Raw genomic sequence first — 15764 nt, forward strand, 5'->3', positions numbered from 1 at the left:
GTCTGCCGCTGCAGAAGGACGTCCTGAACCGTCGGCTGGCTCACCAGCAAGAAACCTGGGCCTTGCCATCACGCCCTGGATCGAACGGACTTACCACCGCCGGCGACGGCAAAGACGGCCGGAAAACTCACACCTATCGCCTGATAAACAATCAACCGGACCACGCTCCCACAGCGGCCGGCCTGGGCCCCATGCGCTCCATCGACGGCGCCGACTCTGCGGCCGCTATCCCCGACGGCGCCCGGGAGGCGCAATGGTGGCGAATTTCTGTCACCACCGCGTTGTCAGTGGATACTGCGGCTCTTGGATACGGCGGGGGAAGGTCTGAACCCATCATAAAGGGTGGTTTAAACCATCCTGAATTAGCGTTTCACCCATCCGCGAATGACAGGACGATTAGATGTAACGCCATCTCTGTAGGAAGAGACCCGCTTTTGGAAAGGCAGCCCGGTGCTACAAACCTCAGATTCTTGTTTTGATGCCTGGATGGGCCGGGAGGCCCTCGCCGAGGCCATGATTCCGGTGATCGGCCGGCTGTACCGCGAGAACAACGTGGTCACGTCCATCCACGGCCGCAGCCTGATCAACAAGTCCACCATGAACATCCTCAAGGTGCACCGCTTCGCCCGCAGGATCAGCAATGACGAACTGCTCCTGGAGGAGACCGCTCCCCTCTTGAACGTTCTGGCAGGGCTGGAACTTGGAGCGGCAGCGATCGACATTGCCCGGCTCAGCCAGAAGTTTAGGGAAGAAGCCGGTGACGCTACCCTGGAGGATTTTCTCCGGCAGGAGCTCGCAGAGATCGTGGGCAATCGCGGCAACAATGACCGCACCAGCACCGACGTCGTGCTCTACGGCTTTGGCCGCATCGGCCGGCTCCTGGCGCGCCTCCTGATCGAGAAGGCCGGTGGCGGGCACGGCCTGCGCCTGCGTGCCATCGTGATCCGCCGCGGTTCGGACAACGACCTCACCAAGCGCGCCAGCCTGCTGCGCCGCGACTCGGTCCATGGCTCGTTCGAAGGCACCATTAAGCTGGACCTTGAGAACGAGACCATCACCGCCAACGGCGTACAGATTCAGGTCATCTACTCGGACAACCCCGCTACGGTTGACTACACGGCCTACGGAATCCAAGACGCTCTCGTCGTCGACAACACGGGACGCTGGCGCGACGCCGAGGGCCTGTCACAGCACCTGAAGAGCAAGGGCGCTGCCCGCGTCCTCCTGACGGCCCCCGGCGAGGGCGACCTGAAGAACATCGTCCACGGCATCAACCACCACACAATCGAGGACACCGACCAGATCGTGTCGGCAGCCTCCTGCACCACCAATGCCATCACCCCCGTATTGAAGGCCATCAACGACAGGTTCGGCGTCATCCACGGCCATGTGGAAACGGTCCACTCCTTCACCAACGACCAGAACCTGATCGACAACTTCCACAAGGGCGACCGCCGCGGACGCTCGGCTGCGCTGAACATGGTCATCACCGAAACCGGCGCCGCAAAGGCCGTAGCCAAGGCGTTGCCCGAGCTGCTCGGGAAGCTCACCGGCAGCTCCATCCGTGTCCCCACACCCGACGTTTCGCTGGCCATTCTCAACGTGAGCCTAGAAAACGGCACCACAAAGGAGGAGGTCAATGACTACCTCCGGGAGATGTCCCTCCACTCGGACCTGCGCAAGCAGATCGACTTCATCGACTCACCCGAAGTGGTGTCCACCGACTTCGTCGGTTCACGCCGTACCGGCATCGTGGATGGCCTCGCCACCGTTTCCACCGGGAAGAACCTGGTCCTGTACGTCTGGTACGACAACGAGTTCGGCTACAGCTGCCAGGTGGTCCGGGTCATGGAGGAAATGGCCGGTGTGAACCGGCCGTCCTTCCCCGCAACAGGAGTGGTGGAGGAGGCTCTGTCGGTGCTTGCAGCCTTGGGATCCGCCTAGGGTTCTCCCTCACCCTTGATATAGGGAATAAATCAACGAAACGAAGAGGCAGAAGCAGTTGAACTGTTATGTCAGAGCCACACGATCCGGGTAACTAACTCCTTGCGCCATGCCCTTAATCCTCTTCCCAGAATCTGAGCCGAGACATGAAAATTGGAATTCTCACCAGCGGAGGCGACTGCCCCGGACTGAACGCCGTGATCCGCGGAGCGGTCCTTAAGGGCATCGCCATCCACGGCCATGAATTTGTCGGGTTCCTAGACGGCTGGCGGGGGGTGGTTGAAGGTGACATCATCGATATCCCCCGCACCATGGTCCGCGGCATCGCCAAACAGGGCGGAACTATCCTGGGTACGTCCCGCACCAACCCCTTCGAAAATGGGGGTGGCCCGGATGCCATCAAGGCCAACATGGAACGCTTAGGCATCCACGCCATTATCGCCATCGGCGGCGAAGGGACCTTGGCCGCCGCGAAGCGCCTCACAGACGCCGGCCTCAAGATCGTGGGTGTACCCAAGACTGTGGACAACGACCTTGACGCCACCGACTACACGTTCGGCTTCGACACGGCCGTGCAAATCGCCACCGAGGCCATCGACCGGCTCCGCACCACCGCAGAATCCCACCACCGGTGCATGGTCGCCGAGGTTATGGGCCGCGATGTGGGATGGATTGCCCTCCATGCAGGCATGGCCGCTGGCGCCCACGCCATCCTGATCCCGGAGCAGAAGGTTAGCTTTGAGCAGATCACCCTGTGGGTGAAGGAAGCCCACGCCCGCGGCCGTGCACCCCTGGTGGTGGTGGCGGAGGGATTTGTTCCGGAGCATATGCAGTCCGCGCACTCTGAGCGCGGGCTGGACACCTTTGGCCGACCGCGGCTGGGCGGAATCGCGGACCAGCTAGCCCCCGAGCTTGAGACTCGTACCGGCATCGAGACCCGCGCCACCATCCTGGGATACATCCAGCGCGGCGGCGTTCCCTCTGCCGGTTACGTCCCGCTGAGTGGTGGAGTTTTCTCGACACCGTGCAGGTCAGTTATTTGATTATGCTGCCGTGAGTTCAGGGAGCAAAATCGTCTCCTCGATCGGCGTGGCGGGTGCCGTGTTCATTGCTTTGAGTTCGTCCATGGAGGCCTCGGAGAGGTAGCGGCGGTCGCCGGCTTCCCATTCGTCGTGTTGCTCGACGAGGACCGCGCCGGCGAGCCGGAGAAGGGCCGCCGGGTTGGGGAAGACCCCGACGACGTCGGTCCGTCTTTTGATTTCTTTGTTGACTCGTTCCATGGGATTCGTGGACCAGATCTGACGCCAGTGTCTGGCCGGGAACCCGGTGAACGCGAGCACGTCATCCCGGGCGTCGCCGAGCATCGCGGCGACCTTCGGGTGGGATTTGAGGAGCATCCGGGTGACTTCGTCGAACTGGGTGTTCACGTGCCCGGCGTCGGGCTGGGCGAAGGCGGTGCGGATGATCGAGGCGACCATGTCCTGGGATCCCTTCGGCACCGTTGAGAGTACGTTTCTCATGAAATGCACGCGGCAACGCTGCCACGCCGCGCCCTGGAACACCGTGCCGATGGCCTTCTTCAGGCCGCTGTGCGCGTCGGAGATCACCAGCTTCACCCCGTCCAGGCCGCGGGCTTTCAGCGACCGCAGGAACGCGGTCCAGAAGCCCTCGTTCTCACTGTCGCCGACGTCGAAGCCCAGGACTTCCCGGCGTCCGTCCGCAGCGACGCCGAAGGCGACCACCATCGCCTGGGACACGACGCGGTGCCCGACGCGGGCCTTGCAGTAGGTCGCGTCCAGGAACACATACGGGTAATCCATGGCGGAGAGGTCCCGGTCCCGGAACGCACCGACTTCGTGGTCCAGGTCCTCGCAGATCCGGGACACCTCGGACTTGGAGATCCCGGTATCGGCCCCGAGCGCTTTGACCAGATCATCGACCTTCCGCGTGGAGACACCGTGCAGGTAGGCCTCCATCACCACGGCATAGAGGGCCTGGTCCACGCGGCGGCGGCGTTCGAGCAGGGCCGGGAAGAACGACCCGTTCCGCAGCTTGGGGATCTTCAGGTTCAGGTCCCCGGCGGTCGTCGTCAGCGTCCTGGGCCGGGACCCGTTGCGCTGGGTGGTCCGTGTCTCGGAGCGTTCGAACGGGGCGGCGCCGATAAACGCGGTCGCCTCGGCCTCGATGAGCTGCTGGTACAGGGTTTCGGTCGCGGCACGGATCCGATCGGAGACATCGGTGAGTTTCAGTTGGCCAAGAAGGTCAAGCAGGGCAGACTGGTCTAGAGCCATCGTGTGTTTGTGTCCTTTGTGAGTTCTTTGATCGGTACTCACTGACCATCGCACGATGGCTCACTACGTCGCCGGAGCAACGCGCAACTACGGAGATCTACACCACTCCACGGGACGTAACCCCTCTGCCTTCGACCGCGTCCTGGCAACGCGCCTGGGCATGGCGGCGATCGACTCCGTGGTGGAGGGCCGCTGGGGCTCCATGGTGGCTCTGAAGGGCACCAATATTGAGCATGTGAGCTTTGAGAAGGCCTTGGGCCAGCTGAAGGTTGTTCCCCAGAACCGCTACGACGAAGCCGCGGTCCTGTTCGGCTGAGCCGGGCACTCCCCCTTGGCTGGTCATGTGTCTGTCTGCAGCGGGAGCTAGACGAGGAGCTGCCAGAACACCCATAGCCACAACCGCAGGGTCGACAGCGCCAGAACGCGGTTTCGGTTCAGACGCCTTGTTCTTGTTTCCGCGCTGCCCTGTCGAGAGCTTCCAACACCCGCGCGTTGTTTGCCGCGTCCCTCAGATCGTAGCGGAGCGGCGTACCGCTCAGGACGCTGTTGGCGAAGTGTTCGCCCATCCGCACGAAGTGGTTTTCGCCCTTTACCGCGTGATAGGTAGTGTCCTGCCCGAAGTGCTGCTCCTCTAAGACAGAATCCTCCTCCAAGAGTCCAAAAGGATTGTCGAGGTAGAGTCGCCCCTCGGTCCCCGTGATTTCCAAAAAGTTGCGGCGCTCGAGGTTCAGTCCGGTATCAAAAAGCGCGGTTGCGTTGCCGGGAAAGCGCAGCATGCCAGCAATACTGACCTCAATTCGACCACTGTCGTTGGCGTCGCGGTAGTTACCAAAGGCCGCAACTCGAGCGGGTTCCTGGGCGGTGACCATCCGGCTCACGTTCACGCAGTAGCAGCCCGTATCGAAAAGTGCGCCGCCGCCGAGCCCCGTGTACCAGCGGATGTTGTCGACTCCGCCCGCGTCGAAAGTGTGACCGACGTGGACAAACGTCAATTTGCCCATCACACGAGCCTCGAGCAGCTCTTGCAGCTTCTCGAAACGCGGGTGAAAACGGTACGCGAAGCCCTCTAAGACTTTAAGGCCGGTCGCATCGGCCTTGCGCGCAATCTCCTCGCATTCGGTGACGCTCATCGCCAACGGCTTTTCACAGAGGACGTGCTTGCCTGCGTCCAAGGATTTTAGAATCCACTCGAGGTGAAGCGCGTTCGGCAGCGGAATGTATACAGCGTCGATGTCCGGGGGAAGCGAGCAGCGCCTCATAAGATTCAAATACCCGAGAGATGCAATGCTTGTTGGCGAACTCTCTGGCCCTCTCCTTCGTGCGGGAAGCGATACCTACTACCTCACCGTTTTTCGTTCCCTGCAACGCCGGAATTGTCTTGCGTACGATGCGGGCGCCTCCCAGGATGCCCCAACGCAGTTTCTCGCTCGTTTAACGCTCCTTTTAGCAGGCTGCCCAGAAGGTTATGCCACGGGCCGAACTCTGCGGGACGACCCACCATCAGATTTTGCGGAACTCGTCGGACATGCTTAGAACGTCTTGCCGGTTGAGCCGAGCTGCTGGGCAGCCTCGACGACGCGTGCCGCGAGGCCGGCCTCGGCGGACGCACCCCAGACGCGGGGGTCGTACAGCTTCTTGTTGCCTACCTCGCCGTCGACCTTCAGCACACCGTCGTAGTTGCGGAACATGTGGTCCACTACGGGCCGGGTGTATGCGTACTGGGTGTCGGTGTCGATGTTCATCTTGATCACGCCGTAGGAGACGGCGTCGGCGATCTCTTTCTCGGAGGAACCGGAGCCGCCGTGGAAGACCAGGTCGAACGGGTTGGCCTTGCCGAGCTTGGCGCCGACCTGTTCCTGGATGTCCTTGAGGATTTCCGGGCGGAGCTTGACGCCGCCGGGCTTGTAGACGCCGTGCACGTTGCCGAAGGTCAGCGCCGTGATGTAGCGGCCGTTCTCCCCGGAGCCGAGTGCCTCGATCGTGGCCAGCGCGTCCTCTACGGTGGTGTAGAGCTTGTCGTTGATGGCGTTCTCGACGCCGTCTTCCTCGCCGCCGACGGTGCCGATTTCGACCTCAAGGATCATCTTGGCGGCAGCGGTGCGCGCGAGCAGTTCGCGGGCGATCCGGAGGTTCTCCGGGAGGGTCTCGGCGGAGCCGTCCCACATGTGGGAGTTGAAGAGCGGGTTGCGGCCGGCTTTGACCTCGGCCTCGGAGGCTGCAAGCAGCGGCAGGACGAAGCCCTCGAGCTTGTCCTTCGGGCAGTGGTCCGTGTGCAGGGCGACGTTGACGCCGTAGTTCTTGGCGACTTCGCGGGCGAACGCGGCGAAGCCGAGCGAGCCGGCAACCATGTCCTTGGTGGAAGCGCCGGACCAGTAGGCTGCGCCGCCGGTGGAGACCTGGACGATGCCGTCGGACTCGGCTTCGGCGAAGCCGCGCAGGGCTGCGTTATGGGTCTGGGAGGAGGTGACGTTCACGGCGGGGAACGCGAAGCCGCCCGCCTTAGCGCGGTCGATCATCTCGGAGTAGATCTCTGGGGCTGCAATGGGCATGCTGACTCCTGTGCTGGTGTTCGTCTGCGCGCCCTTCCCTGCTGGTCAAGGCATTGTCCGCCTTCCGTTGGGTTCCAGCCAAAGGAAAGCGGCTGCTCATAGCCCGCCCCGTGAGACGAAGCTATGAAGATGCCAAGCTATCGGGCAACCTCACCGGTGGACTCATAGGTTGCGATCTGGCCAATGCGGCGTTCGTGGCGCTCGGCGTTGCTAAACGGTTCTGCCAGGAATGCCTCGATCAGTTCTGTGGCCTCCTGGACGGTGTGTTGCCGCCCGCCCACGGCCACCACATTGGCGTTGTTGTGCTCCCGGGCAAGCTTCGCTGTGTCCAGGTTCCAGGCCAAGGCGGCGCGGACGCCCTTGACCTTGTTCGCGGCGATCTGCTCACCATTGCCCGAGCCGCCCAGAACAATCCCGCGGGCGTCGACGCCCGCGGCCTGATCGGCCACAACGGCAGCCGCTGCGTTAATACAGAACGACGGATAATCGTCCTCGGCATCATAGGCGGCCGGCCCGTGGTCCACTATCTCGTAGCCGCTGGCAGAGAGGGCAGTAATGAGGTGGGAGCTTAGCTCCATCCCCGCGTGATCGGTTGCGATGTGAACGCGCATGGGTGGTCCTTCAGACTGGTTGGTGTGCGGTATTGGTGAGTTAGAGACCACGGGGGCCGAAGGCGAGCTGCCCGTTAGCGCGCAGTGACTCGATGGCATCCTCAGGAGACGTCTTGCCGTATACAGCCGATCCAGCCACGAAAACGTTGGCACCGGCTTCCGCTGCACGGGTAATGGTTTCTTCAGTGATGCCGCCGTCCACCTGGATGGCCACGTTAACTCCTGAACCGTCTACCGCCTCGCGGGCGCGGCGGATCTTCGGCAGCATGACGTCCAGGAACGCCTGGCCGCCAAAGCCCGGTTCAACGGTCATGATCAACAGCATGTCCAGTTCGGCGAGCATGTCCAGGTACGGCTCCACCGGGGTGGCCGGGCGTAGTGCCATGCCCGCCTTGGCCCCGCGCGCCCGGAGTTCCCGGGCCAGTTTGATGGGGGCATCCGATGCCTCCACGTGGAACGTCACCGAACTCACGCCAGCGTCGGCGTACAGCGGCGCCCAGCGGTCGACGTTGGCAATCATCAGGTGGGCGTCCAATGGGATGGGGCTGACCTTCTGCAGCCGTTCCACGACAGGCAGGCCTATGGTCAGGTTCGGCACAAATTGGTTGTCCATTACATCCACGTGTACGGCATCGGCATTGCTGATGCGGGCAAGCTCGGCCTCGAGGTTGGCGAAGTCAGCCGAGAGGATGCTGGGGTTGATGCAGCAGTTCAGGGGTGATGCGGACATGATGTCTGCCTTTCGGTAGCGGTCAAAGCTCGGGTCAGGATGCCTTCCGTGCAGTGGCGAGGGCGCCTTCGACGTCGGCCAGCAGTTCCTTCCAGCTGGCTACGAACTTGTCCAGGCCCTCGGACTCCAGGAGGGCAACCACCTCGTTGTAGGAGACGCCCACGGCGTCCAGTGCGTACAGCACGGCCTTGGACTCGGCATAGATGCCGGTGATGGTGTCACCGGTGACCACGCCGTGGTCGAACGTCGCGTCCAGCGTCTTCTCCGGCATGGTGTTCACGACGTCGGCAGCAACCAGTCCGGTGACGTACAGAGTGTCGGGATAGGCAGGGTCCTTCACACCGGTGGACGCCCACAGCGGACGCTGCGGGCGTGCACCGGCTTCGGCCAGAACTTCCCACCGTTCGGTCGAGAAGAGCCGCTCATACATCTGGTAGGCCAGGCGTGCGTTGGCCACGCCGGCCTTGCCCTTGAGGGCCTTGGCTTCGTCGGTGCCGAGGGCGTCGAGCCGCTTGTCGATCTCGGAGTCCACGCGGGAGACGAAGAACGAGGCCACCGAGTGGATCGTGGACAGGTCGCGGCCGTTTTCCTTGGCCAGTTCCAGGCCAGCCTGGAAGGCGTTGATGACAGCGAGGTAGCGGTCCAAGGAGAAGATCAGCGTGACGTTGACGCTGATGCCTTCGCCCAGGGTTGCCGTGATGGCCGCGAGGCCTTCGAGCGTTGCGGGGATCTTAATGAGGACGTTGTCCTTGTCCACCTTCTTGTAGAGGTTCTTAGCCTCGGCAATGGTGCCCTCGGTGTCCCAGGCAAGGCGGGGATCAACCTCGATGGAGACACGGCCGTCAACGCCGTTGGTGGCGGCGGCGACCGGGGCGAACAGGTCGCAGGCGTCAGCGACGTCGGCGGTGGTGATCTCGAAGATGGTCTCCTCGACGCCGGCGCCCTGCGCGGCAAGTTCTGCGATCTTTGCGTCGTAGTCCGAACCGGAGGTGATGGCGGCCTGAAAGATGGAGGGGTTGGTGGTCACCCCCACCACATTCTTTTCATCGATGAGCTTCTGCAGGCTGCCGCTGGCGAGACGCTCACGCGAGAGGTCATCGAGCCAGATGGACACACCGGCATCGGACAGCTGGGCAGTGGGGGTTGCTTTGATCATGGCTTCTGCTTCTTCCTTCATAAAGTACGGACTGGTGACAGTTCGCGGCCGCGCCGCGGGACGTCCCCCAATGAGGCCGCCCCGCGGCGCTGGCCGCAGTGCTGGTATTGGTCAGTTGCGGGCAGCGGCCAGGGAGTCCTTGGCGGCGGCGGCGACAGCCTCCGCGGTAATACCAAACTCCTGGAACAGGCGCTTGTAGTCCGCCGAAGCACCGTAGTGCTCCAGGCTGACGGACCGGCCGGCATCGCCGACGAACTCCCTCCAGCCCAGTGCCAGCCCGGCCTCGACGGAGACGCGGGCCTTGATGGCGGCCGGAAGCACGGACTCCCGGTAGGCGGCGTCCTGCTTGTTGAACCACTCGACGCATGGCATCGAGATGACGCGGGCGGCGATGCCTTCGGCCTGGAGGGCTTCGCGGGCCTGGACGGCCAGCTGGACCTCGGAGCCGGTAGCGATCAGCAACACATCGGCCGGAACGGTTGCGCCGTCCTTGGCCGCTTCGGCGAGGACGTAGCCGCCCTTGGCCACACCCGCCGGGGAAGCAAAGGTGTCACCGTGCGCTGCGCCGTTACCGCGGGCGTAGGTGGGGACGTTCTGACGGGTCAGAACGATGCCGGCCGGGTTCTCGTGGTTTTCCAGCATGGTCTTCCACGCTATGCCCACCTCGTTCGCGTCACCGGGACGGACCACGTCCAGGCCAACAACGGCGCGCAGGGTAGCGAGCTGCTCCACAGGCTGGTGGGTGGGGCCGTCCTCACCAAGGCCGATGGAGTCGTGGGACCACACATAGATGGACGGGACACCCATCAAGGCGGAGAGGCGGATTGCAGGGCGCTGGTAGTCGCTGAAGATCAGGAACGTGCCCGAGAAAGCGCGGGTCCGGCCGTGCAGCGAGATGCCGTTCACAATCGATGCTGCGGCGTGCTCGCGGATGCCGAAGTGCAGGACCCGGCCGTAGGGGTTGCCTTTCCATGTATTCGTGGAGCGGGAGGCCGGGATGAACGACGGCGATCCTTCGATGGTGGTGTTGTTGGACTCGGCGAGGTCGGCGGAGCCGCCCCACAGTTCGGGCATAACCGGACCCAGCGCGTTCAGGACCTTCCCCGACGCTGCACGGGTGGAGACATCCTTGCCGGCTTCGAAGACCGGCAGGGCGGCGTCGAGTCCCGCCGGAAGCTTCTTGGCTTCAATCCGCTCCAACAATGCTGCGCCCTCAGGGTTGGCCGACTGCCAGGCCTCAAAGGACTCGTCCCATTCGCTGCGGACAGCGGCACCGCGTTCGACGACGGCGCGGGCGTGCGCCAGGACATCCTGATCCACCTCGAAGGACTTAGCCGGATCGAAGCCAAGGATCTCCTTGAGGCCGGCTACTTCATCAGCACCGAGTGCTGAACCGTGGATCTTGCCGGTGTTCTGTTTCTTCGGCGCCGGGTACCCGATGATGGTGCGCAGCGAGATGATGGAAGGAATGCCCGTCTCCGCCTTCGCGGCGAGGAGGGCGGCGTGGAGTTCGGCCACGTCTTCCTTGTATTCCCCGGTCCGGGTCCAGTCAACGCGCTGGGTGTGCCAGCCGTAGGCTTCGTAGCGGGCCAGAACATCTTCGGTGAAGGAGATGTCGGTGTCGTCCTCGATGGAGATGTGGTTCTCGTCGTAAATGACGACGAGGTTGCCGAGCTCCTGGTGGCCGGCGAGCGAGGACGCCTCGGAGGTGACGCCTTCCTGGATGTCGCCGTCGGAGGCAATGACCCAGATGGTGTGGTCAAACGGGGAGTCGCCGGCGGGGGCGTCTGCGTCGAACAGTCCGCGCATCCTGCGCTGGGAGTAAGCGAAGCCGACCGCGGACGCCAGTCCCTGGCCCAGCGGGCCGGTGGTGATTTCGACACCAGGGGTGTGCTTGTACTCCGGGTGGCCGGGGGTCAGTGAATCCCAGGTGCGCAACGCCTTCAGGTCATCCAGTTCCAGGCCGTAGCCGGCCAGGAACAGCTGGATGTAGAGGGTCAGCGAGGAGTGGCCGGGTGACAGGATGAAACGGTCACGTCCCAGCCAGTCCGGGTCGCGGGGGTCGTGGCGCATCAGCTTCTGGAAGAGAAGGTAGGCGGCCGGGGCCAGGCTCATGGCCGTGCCGGGGTGGCCGTTGCCGACCTTCTCGACGGCGTCCGCGGCCAGAACACGGGCTGTGTCCACGGCGCGCTCGTCTGCGGGAGTCCAGTCAAGTGCCGTTGAATTCGCAGTGCTGGAGAGCATCACATTTGTTGTGGGGTTCACGGTTTGTCCTCTTGGATCTGGTCGGCTTGCAACGGCCGGACGGATGCTTTCTGGTTGATATCCATGATTGCGAATCAAACGGGCAGGGGTAACACTGTTTTCTGACGGTTCTTACTACCCTTTTGGGTTGGTTGGAGGTTCCGCCCCGGTATGCTGGCGGGATGAGCGCCGCCCACGACCCATCCCTAAAGGAATCCACCACGCCCCTTGCAGACCTGCCGTGGCCGCTTTTGCAGAGTGTGGCAGCATTGGCAGATGCCCCGCTGGCCCAGATAGCAGAGCGGCTGCGTGATGCCACACTCCCCTACATGGGAAGCAGCGCGCTGGTCATCTTCACCGAAGACTGCACGGGCCGGCCGCAGAAGAAGGCGGGCGACAAAGAAATCATTTCCAAGGTCTCCATCATCGAGCTGGACACGCTTCGCGCCACCCTTTCCGATGAGGGACCCTGGTTCGGCGAAGCCGAGCTCGCCGGCCAGATTCGCCCCGTGCTTGCCCTGAAACACGGCTCCAGCAATGCCCTCCTCGTCCTCACGGATCCCCCTGCCGATCCGGGGCGCAACGCCGGGCTTGAGCTGGTGACGTATTTGTGGCGCCTTACTGCGCGGCGGATCCGCGAGAAAGTAGCTGACGCGCCGCCCTCGTACCTGCTCGAATCGCGGGCGGCATCCGCCGAACGCCTCCGGGTGACGGCGGAACTGACCGACCTGCACTCCACCACCCTGGAGACCCTCATGGCAGCCCTACGGTCGTCCTCCCTGGACGATGCTGCAGCCCGCGCAGCCGTCACCGACCTCACCGCCAAGGCTCTGATCGGGCTCCGGACTCACAGCGACCGCACGACGGACCTCGTAAGAGAGCCCGTCGCCAAGGCCTTCGAACGCCTGCGGGAGGACCTGCGGCCGCTTACTCGCTACAGCGGCATTGAGATCGAATTCATCGAACCGCCGTTGAACGGAAGGGCCCTGCCCGGCGAAGTTGCCCACGCGGCACGGGCCATCGTCCGGGGACTTGTGTTGGCTATGACGGAACAACCGGATGTCAGCAGAGTACGGACGCAGTGGGACTGCGACGGCGAGAACCTGCTGATTAACGTACGCGACGACGGCCGCGGGGCACTCAAAGCCGACGCGCCGAACATCGCCCGCCTGGACCGCCGGGTGCAGGCGCTCACCGGGCAGCTGCGGATCGACGTTATGCCGGGCTGGGGCGCGGACGTTTTCGTTACCCTCCCCCTGGACCTGCCAACGCCTCCTGCCGGCGATGTGGCGGGCTGGGACCTTGCCGCCCGGGAGCTCGAAGTGCTCCAGCACCTTGTTGCGGGGCACCGCAACCGGACCATCGCGTCAACGCTGGGCATCAGCGAGAACACGGTCAAATTTCACGTACGAAACCTGTTCAAGAAGCTCGAGGTCGGCTCACGCACCGAGGCGATCGCCCTGGCGCACAGCCATGGGCTCCGTTGATCGAGTAAGAAACGCACTGCGGTACCGGAACAATCTGCCGCGTCCATGGATGACCGCGCAGTGGGCGGCCTACCTCTGACGGGGTAGCGCCGCGCTGCTGCCCGTTATCAGCTGGTCAGGACTCCGGCCCTCCGGGCCATCCACAGCGAGAGAACAAATTGGAATAGTGCAGGACTCGGTCTGCAAGGCGGCGCAGTAAGCGCGGTCGAGACCGAGGGCGGGCTCAGGCGAGAGTCCTGTGGCGAAGCGCGGATACCATCATGCGGACATGGCGGCAAACATCAGGGCCATGGCAGCGGCGCCGAGGGCTTCGAGTCCGTGTTCTGTGCGGACAGACAGTCTTGGCGCCGACGTGCTGGGGAGGGTGATTGTCGGTACCCCGAAACGAAGCGAAAGGACGGTAAATGCGACCGCAGCAACTCCGAAGACTATTGTCAGAAGGAGCGCGAGGTCGGGTGAGTGATCAAATGCTGCGGCCGGAAGGCTTTTGGTTTCGGCTGTCATCGTGTGGTGGGCGTGAGCCGTTGACGTTCCGCCTGCCTGCATTTCATGGGTTGTTGTGGTCACGTGACTCATCATGGCGACCATGTAGGCAGCGCCAGCCATGGTGATGCTGTGGTAGACGCATGTCAGTCGGCGCTGGCTGCCCGCGCAGAGTGTTTTGAATTCCGGCCGTGCGACCGCCTGGATGACAAACCACAGTGCCGCGCCGGCGAGGATGGCGACCTGAGCAAGCATGAACGACGGCGCGAGGTTCCATATCGTGACAGCCATCAGGAGGTTCATGAGGGCATGGAGGCTCTTGTTAACCCTGTCCGTGCGCTGCTTGGACTTTGTCGCCTGCAGGACCTGATAACTTCCGGTAAGCAGGAGGAAGGCCGTGAGGGTCCAGGTAATGGCGGGGATATTGAACACGCGGATCACGCTCTCCCTACTGGTTTGAGTTAGTTAACGGGGCCGGTCCCCGGTGCTGCTGCCGCAGCACCGGGGACCGCCTGTTCAGGGTTTTTCCCTCTCCAGCGCTAGTTCATCTTCATCACTCAGTTCGAGCTCACCCAAGGGATTCTTCCGCTCGAGTTCCCTGATGCGTTCGAGATCGATCGGGCGCATCGGCTCTGGATCTTCTTCGTCCAGGACCGGGCCGTGACCATCCTCGGCGAGAACGACGTAGCCGATAGTTTCATACTTGAGCGGATTGGTCTTGCGCAGGTAAAGGGCCAGTCCTGCCCCCGCGATGAAGAGTCCGGCGGCGATGTAGGGGATGAGCTTGAAGAGCAGAGACGATGCTGCAGGCCCGGCAGCGGTGTCCAAATTCATGCACATCAGGATGACAACACCGAGCATCCCCACTCCGCCGACTACTGGTGCCACTTTGGTGCGCCATACGTTTTCTTCCGGGTGGTGGTGCCGGAAGTAGTTGAATACGGCGGCCATGGTGGTGGTCTGCACGATCAGTAGCGTGAATGTCCCGAGCACCGCCAGCAGAACAAAGACATCGAGGTAGGGATCCTTGTCGAAGAACCAGAACCCGAGAATCCACAGGATTGCAATGCCTGTCTGGAGGAACGACGCGATGTACGGGGACCCATGCTTCAGGTGCGTTTTGCCAAGTACACCGGGGAGGATTCCTTCCCGACCAAGTGAGTACATGTACCTTGATGCCGCGTTGTGGAAGGCCATCGCACAAGCGAAGGATCCGGTCATCATCAGCCATTCCATGACCAAAACCCACCCGTGCCCGACAAAGACGTCCGTGGGGTGAAAGAACATGTCGAGCGGATTGGCGCTTTGCGCCAAAGCGATCGCCTGTTCAGCGCCGTTCCCTGCGACGGACATCCAGGAGACGAACGTATAGAAGATACCGACGCCCGTGACTGCGATCAACGTGGCGATAGGGACAATCTTCTTCGGGTTCTTCGATTCCTCCCCATACATGACTGTCGACTCGAATCCGGTCCAGGACCAGAAGGCGATGAACATCGCGAGACCCGGCGCGGCGACCTCCAGACCGTTTGGCAGGAATACATTAATTGGATTCAGCGTCTCAGGCATCAGCCCGTCGGGACCCCCGCCATGGAAGAGCACGCCGAAGGCCATGATTGCCAGGATCCCGATCTCAGTGGCCAGCAGCAATGTAAGGATCTTTGCTGCGAGGCTGATCTCGAAGTAGGTCAGAAACCCGATGAGGAGGAGGCCGACCACGGCGAAAACGACCCAGTGAACATCCATCCCGAATTGGTCCAGAAAGGCTAGATGGCCGAAGTAGGCAAAAATACCGATGATGCTGGCTTCAAAGACGATGTAGCTGAAGGTGACCATGAAGCCAGTCCCGAGGCCAAGCACGCGTCCCAAACCGCGGGAAATGAATCCGTAGAAGGCCGCTGTTGAGGTCACATAGCGGGCCATGGAGACATATGCGACCGCAAAGACCGTCAGGATAACCGTCGCCCAGATATATGTCGCCGGGGTCCCGGTTCCGACACCGTAGCCAACCGCAAACGGGACATTTCCGCTCATCACCGTAATCGGTGCGGACGTCGCTACAGCCATGAAAACAACATCCCACAACCCTAGGCTGTTGGCTTTCAGCTTGCCTGGTTTAGAGCCGTGCTTGGCTGGAGCGTCCGCGCGGGGACCTTGAGTGCTCATGATTCGTGTTCTGAGCTGCAGTGGTTTGTGGTTTCTGAGCTGCAGTGATCGGAGGTGGTCGCGGAGCTGGGCAGGTTGAGGGTTGGGTTTTGGTTGAAGAAGC

General features: G+C 62.7%; 12 protein-coding genes and 3 pseudogenes. 5 read left to right on the plus strand and 10 right to left on the minus strand.

Annotation, left to right across the window (positions count from 1 at the left end):
* Positions 1 to 8 precede the first annotated feature (8 nt).
* From ABIB49_RS17605 to ABIB49_RS17615, 3 genes and pseudogenes are all read left to right on the plus strand, one after another.
* Positions 9 to 144 (plus strand): annotated as a pseudogene (locus tag ABIB49_RS17605) (IS3 family transposase); the annotation flags it as partial.
* 306 nt (positions 145 to 450) lie between these two features.
* Complete coding sequence (locus ABIB49_RS17610; protein ID WP_354157503.1) at positions 451 to 1944, plus strand: glyceraldehyde-3-phosphate dehydrogenase; 1494 nt, start codon at positions 451 to 453, stop codon at positions 1942 to 1944.
* Positions 1945 to 2090: 146 nt separating this feature from the next.
* Positions 2091 to 2930 (plus strand): annotated as a pseudogene (locus ABIB49_RS17615) (ATP-dependent 6-phosphofructokinase); the annotation flags it as partial.
* A gap of 57 nt (positions 2931 to 2987) precedes the next feature.
* Here the strand turns inward: ABIB49_RS17615 and ABIB49_RS17620 are convergent.
* A complete protein-coding gene (locus ABIB49_RS17620) occupies positions 2988 to 4235 on the minus strand; it encodes an IS256 family transposase (RefSeq protein ID WP_354157504.1) in 1248 nt (415 codons plus the stop codon).
* 112 nt (positions 4236 to 4347) lie between these two features.
* Between ABIB49_RS17620 and ABIB49_RS17625 the strand changes: the two are divergent.
* Positions 4348 to 4551: pseudogene (locus ABIB49_RS17625) on the plus strand (6-phosphofructokinase); the annotation flags it as partial.
* Between the two features lie 118 nt (positions 4552 to 4669).
* Here the strand turns inward: ABIB49_RS17625 and ABIB49_RS17630 are convergent.
* The 7 genes from ABIB49_RS17630 to tkt form a co-directional block, all read right to left on the minus strand.
* On the minus strand, positions 4670 to 5467 hold the full coding sequence (locus ABIB49_RS17630; RefSeq protein WP_354157512.1) for a Gfo/Idh/MocA family protein: 798 nt from the start codon (positions 5465 to 5467) through the stop codon (positions 4670 to 4672).
* Positions 5379 to 5600, minus strand: coding sequence for a hypothetical protein (locus ABIB49_RS17635; RefSeq protein ID WP_354157505.1), 222 nt, complete (start codon positions 5598 to 5600; stop codon positions 5379 to 5381). Before ABIB49_RS17635 ends, ABIB49_RS17630 begins: the two co-directional genes overlap by 89 nt.
* A 164-nt stretch (positions 5601 to 5764) precedes the next feature.
* Positions 5765 to 6784 (minus strand): class II fructose-bisphosphate aldolase, encoded by a 1020-nt coding sequence (gene fbaA, locus ABIB49_RS17640; RefSeq protein ID WP_354157506.1) that lies wholly within the window; start codon positions 6782 to 6784, stop codon positions 5765 to 5767.
* 137 nt (positions 6785 to 6921) lie between these two features.
* Positions 6922 to 7395: a ribose-5-phosphate isomerase gene (locus tag ABIB49_RS17645; protein ID WP_354157507.1), complete on the minus strand. Its 474-nt coding sequence runs from the start codon at positions 7393 to 7395 to the stop codon at positions 6922 to 6924.
* A gap of 40 nt (positions 7396 to 7435) precedes the next feature.
* The gene (rpe, locus tag ABIB49_RS17650; protein WP_354157508.1) at positions 7436 to 8125 is read right to left on the minus strand and encodes a ribulose-phosphate 3-epimerase; all 690 of its coding nucleotides are present in this window, start codon (positions 8123 to 8125) and stop codon (positions 7436 to 7438) included.
* Between the two features lie 34 nt (positions 8126 to 8159).
* A complete protein-coding gene (gene tal, locus ABIB49_RS17655; RefSeq protein WP_354157513.1) occupies positions 8160 to 9281 on the minus strand; it encodes a transaldolase in 1122 nt (373 codons plus the stop codon).
* 111 nt (positions 9282 to 9392) lie between these two features.
* A complete protein-coding gene (tkt, locus tag ABIB49_RS17660; RefSeq protein ID WP_354157514.1) occupies positions 9393 to 11525 on the minus strand; it encodes a transketolase in 2133 nt (710 codons plus the stop codon).
* A gap of 182 nt (positions 11526 to 11707) precedes the next feature.
* Here tkt and ABIB49_RS17665 point away from each other — a divergent pair, with 182 nt between their 5' ends.
* Positions 11708 to 13012, plus strand: coding sequence for a helix-turn-helix transcriptional regulator (locus ABIB49_RS17665; protein WP_354157509.1), 1305 nt, complete (start codon positions 11708 to 11710; stop codon positions 13010 to 13012).
* A 258-nt stretch (positions 13013 to 13270) separates the two neighbouring features.
* Here ABIB49_RS17665 and ABIB49_RS17670 read toward each other — a convergent pair whose 3' ends face one another.
* The gene (locus tag ABIB49_RS17670) at positions 13271 to 13927 is read right to left on the minus strand and encodes a DUF5134 domain-containing protein (protein WP_354157510.1); all 657 of its coding nucleotides are present in this window, start codon (positions 13925 to 13927) and stop codon (positions 13271 to 13273) included.
* Positions 13928 to 14011: 84 nt separating this feature from the next.
* The coding region (locus tag ABIB49_RS17675; protein WP_354157511.1) for an APC family permease at positions 14012 to 15764 on the minus strand (1753 nt) is incomplete at its 5' end.

Source organism: Arthrobacter sp. UYCu512 (assembly GCF_040547075.1).
Classification (GTDB): Bacteria; Actinomycetota; Actinomycetes; order Actinomycetales; family Micrococcaceae; genus Arthrobacter.

Coding starts and splice junctions, on each gene's coding strand:
- ABIB49_RS17620 (WP_354157504.1), bottom strand. CDS start 4,235: ATGGCTCTAGACCAGTCTGCCCTGCTTGACCTTCTTGGCCAACTGAAA.
- fbaA (WP_354157506.1), bottom strand. CDS start 6,784: ATGCCCATTGCAGCCCCAGAGATCTACTCCGAGATGATCGACCGCGCT.
- ABIB49_RS17645 (WP_354157507.1), bottom strand. CDS start 7,395: ATGCGCGTTCACATCGCAACCGATCACGCGGGGATGGAGCTAAGCTCC.
- rpe (WP_354157508.1), bottom strand. CDS start 8,125: ATGTCCGCATCACCCCTGAACTGCTGCATCAACCCCAGCATCCTCTCG.
- tal (WP_354157513.1), bottom strand. CDS start 9,281: ATGATCAAAGCAACCCCCACTGCCCAGCTGTCCGATGCCGGTGTGTCC.
- tkt (WP_354157514.1), bottom strand. CDS start 11,525: ATGCTCTCCAGCACTGCGAATTCAACGGCACTTGACTGGACTCCCGCA.
- ABIB49_RS17665 (WP_354157509.1), top strand. CDS start 11,708: ATGAGCGCCGCCCACGACCCATCCCTAAAGGAATCCACCACGCCCCTT.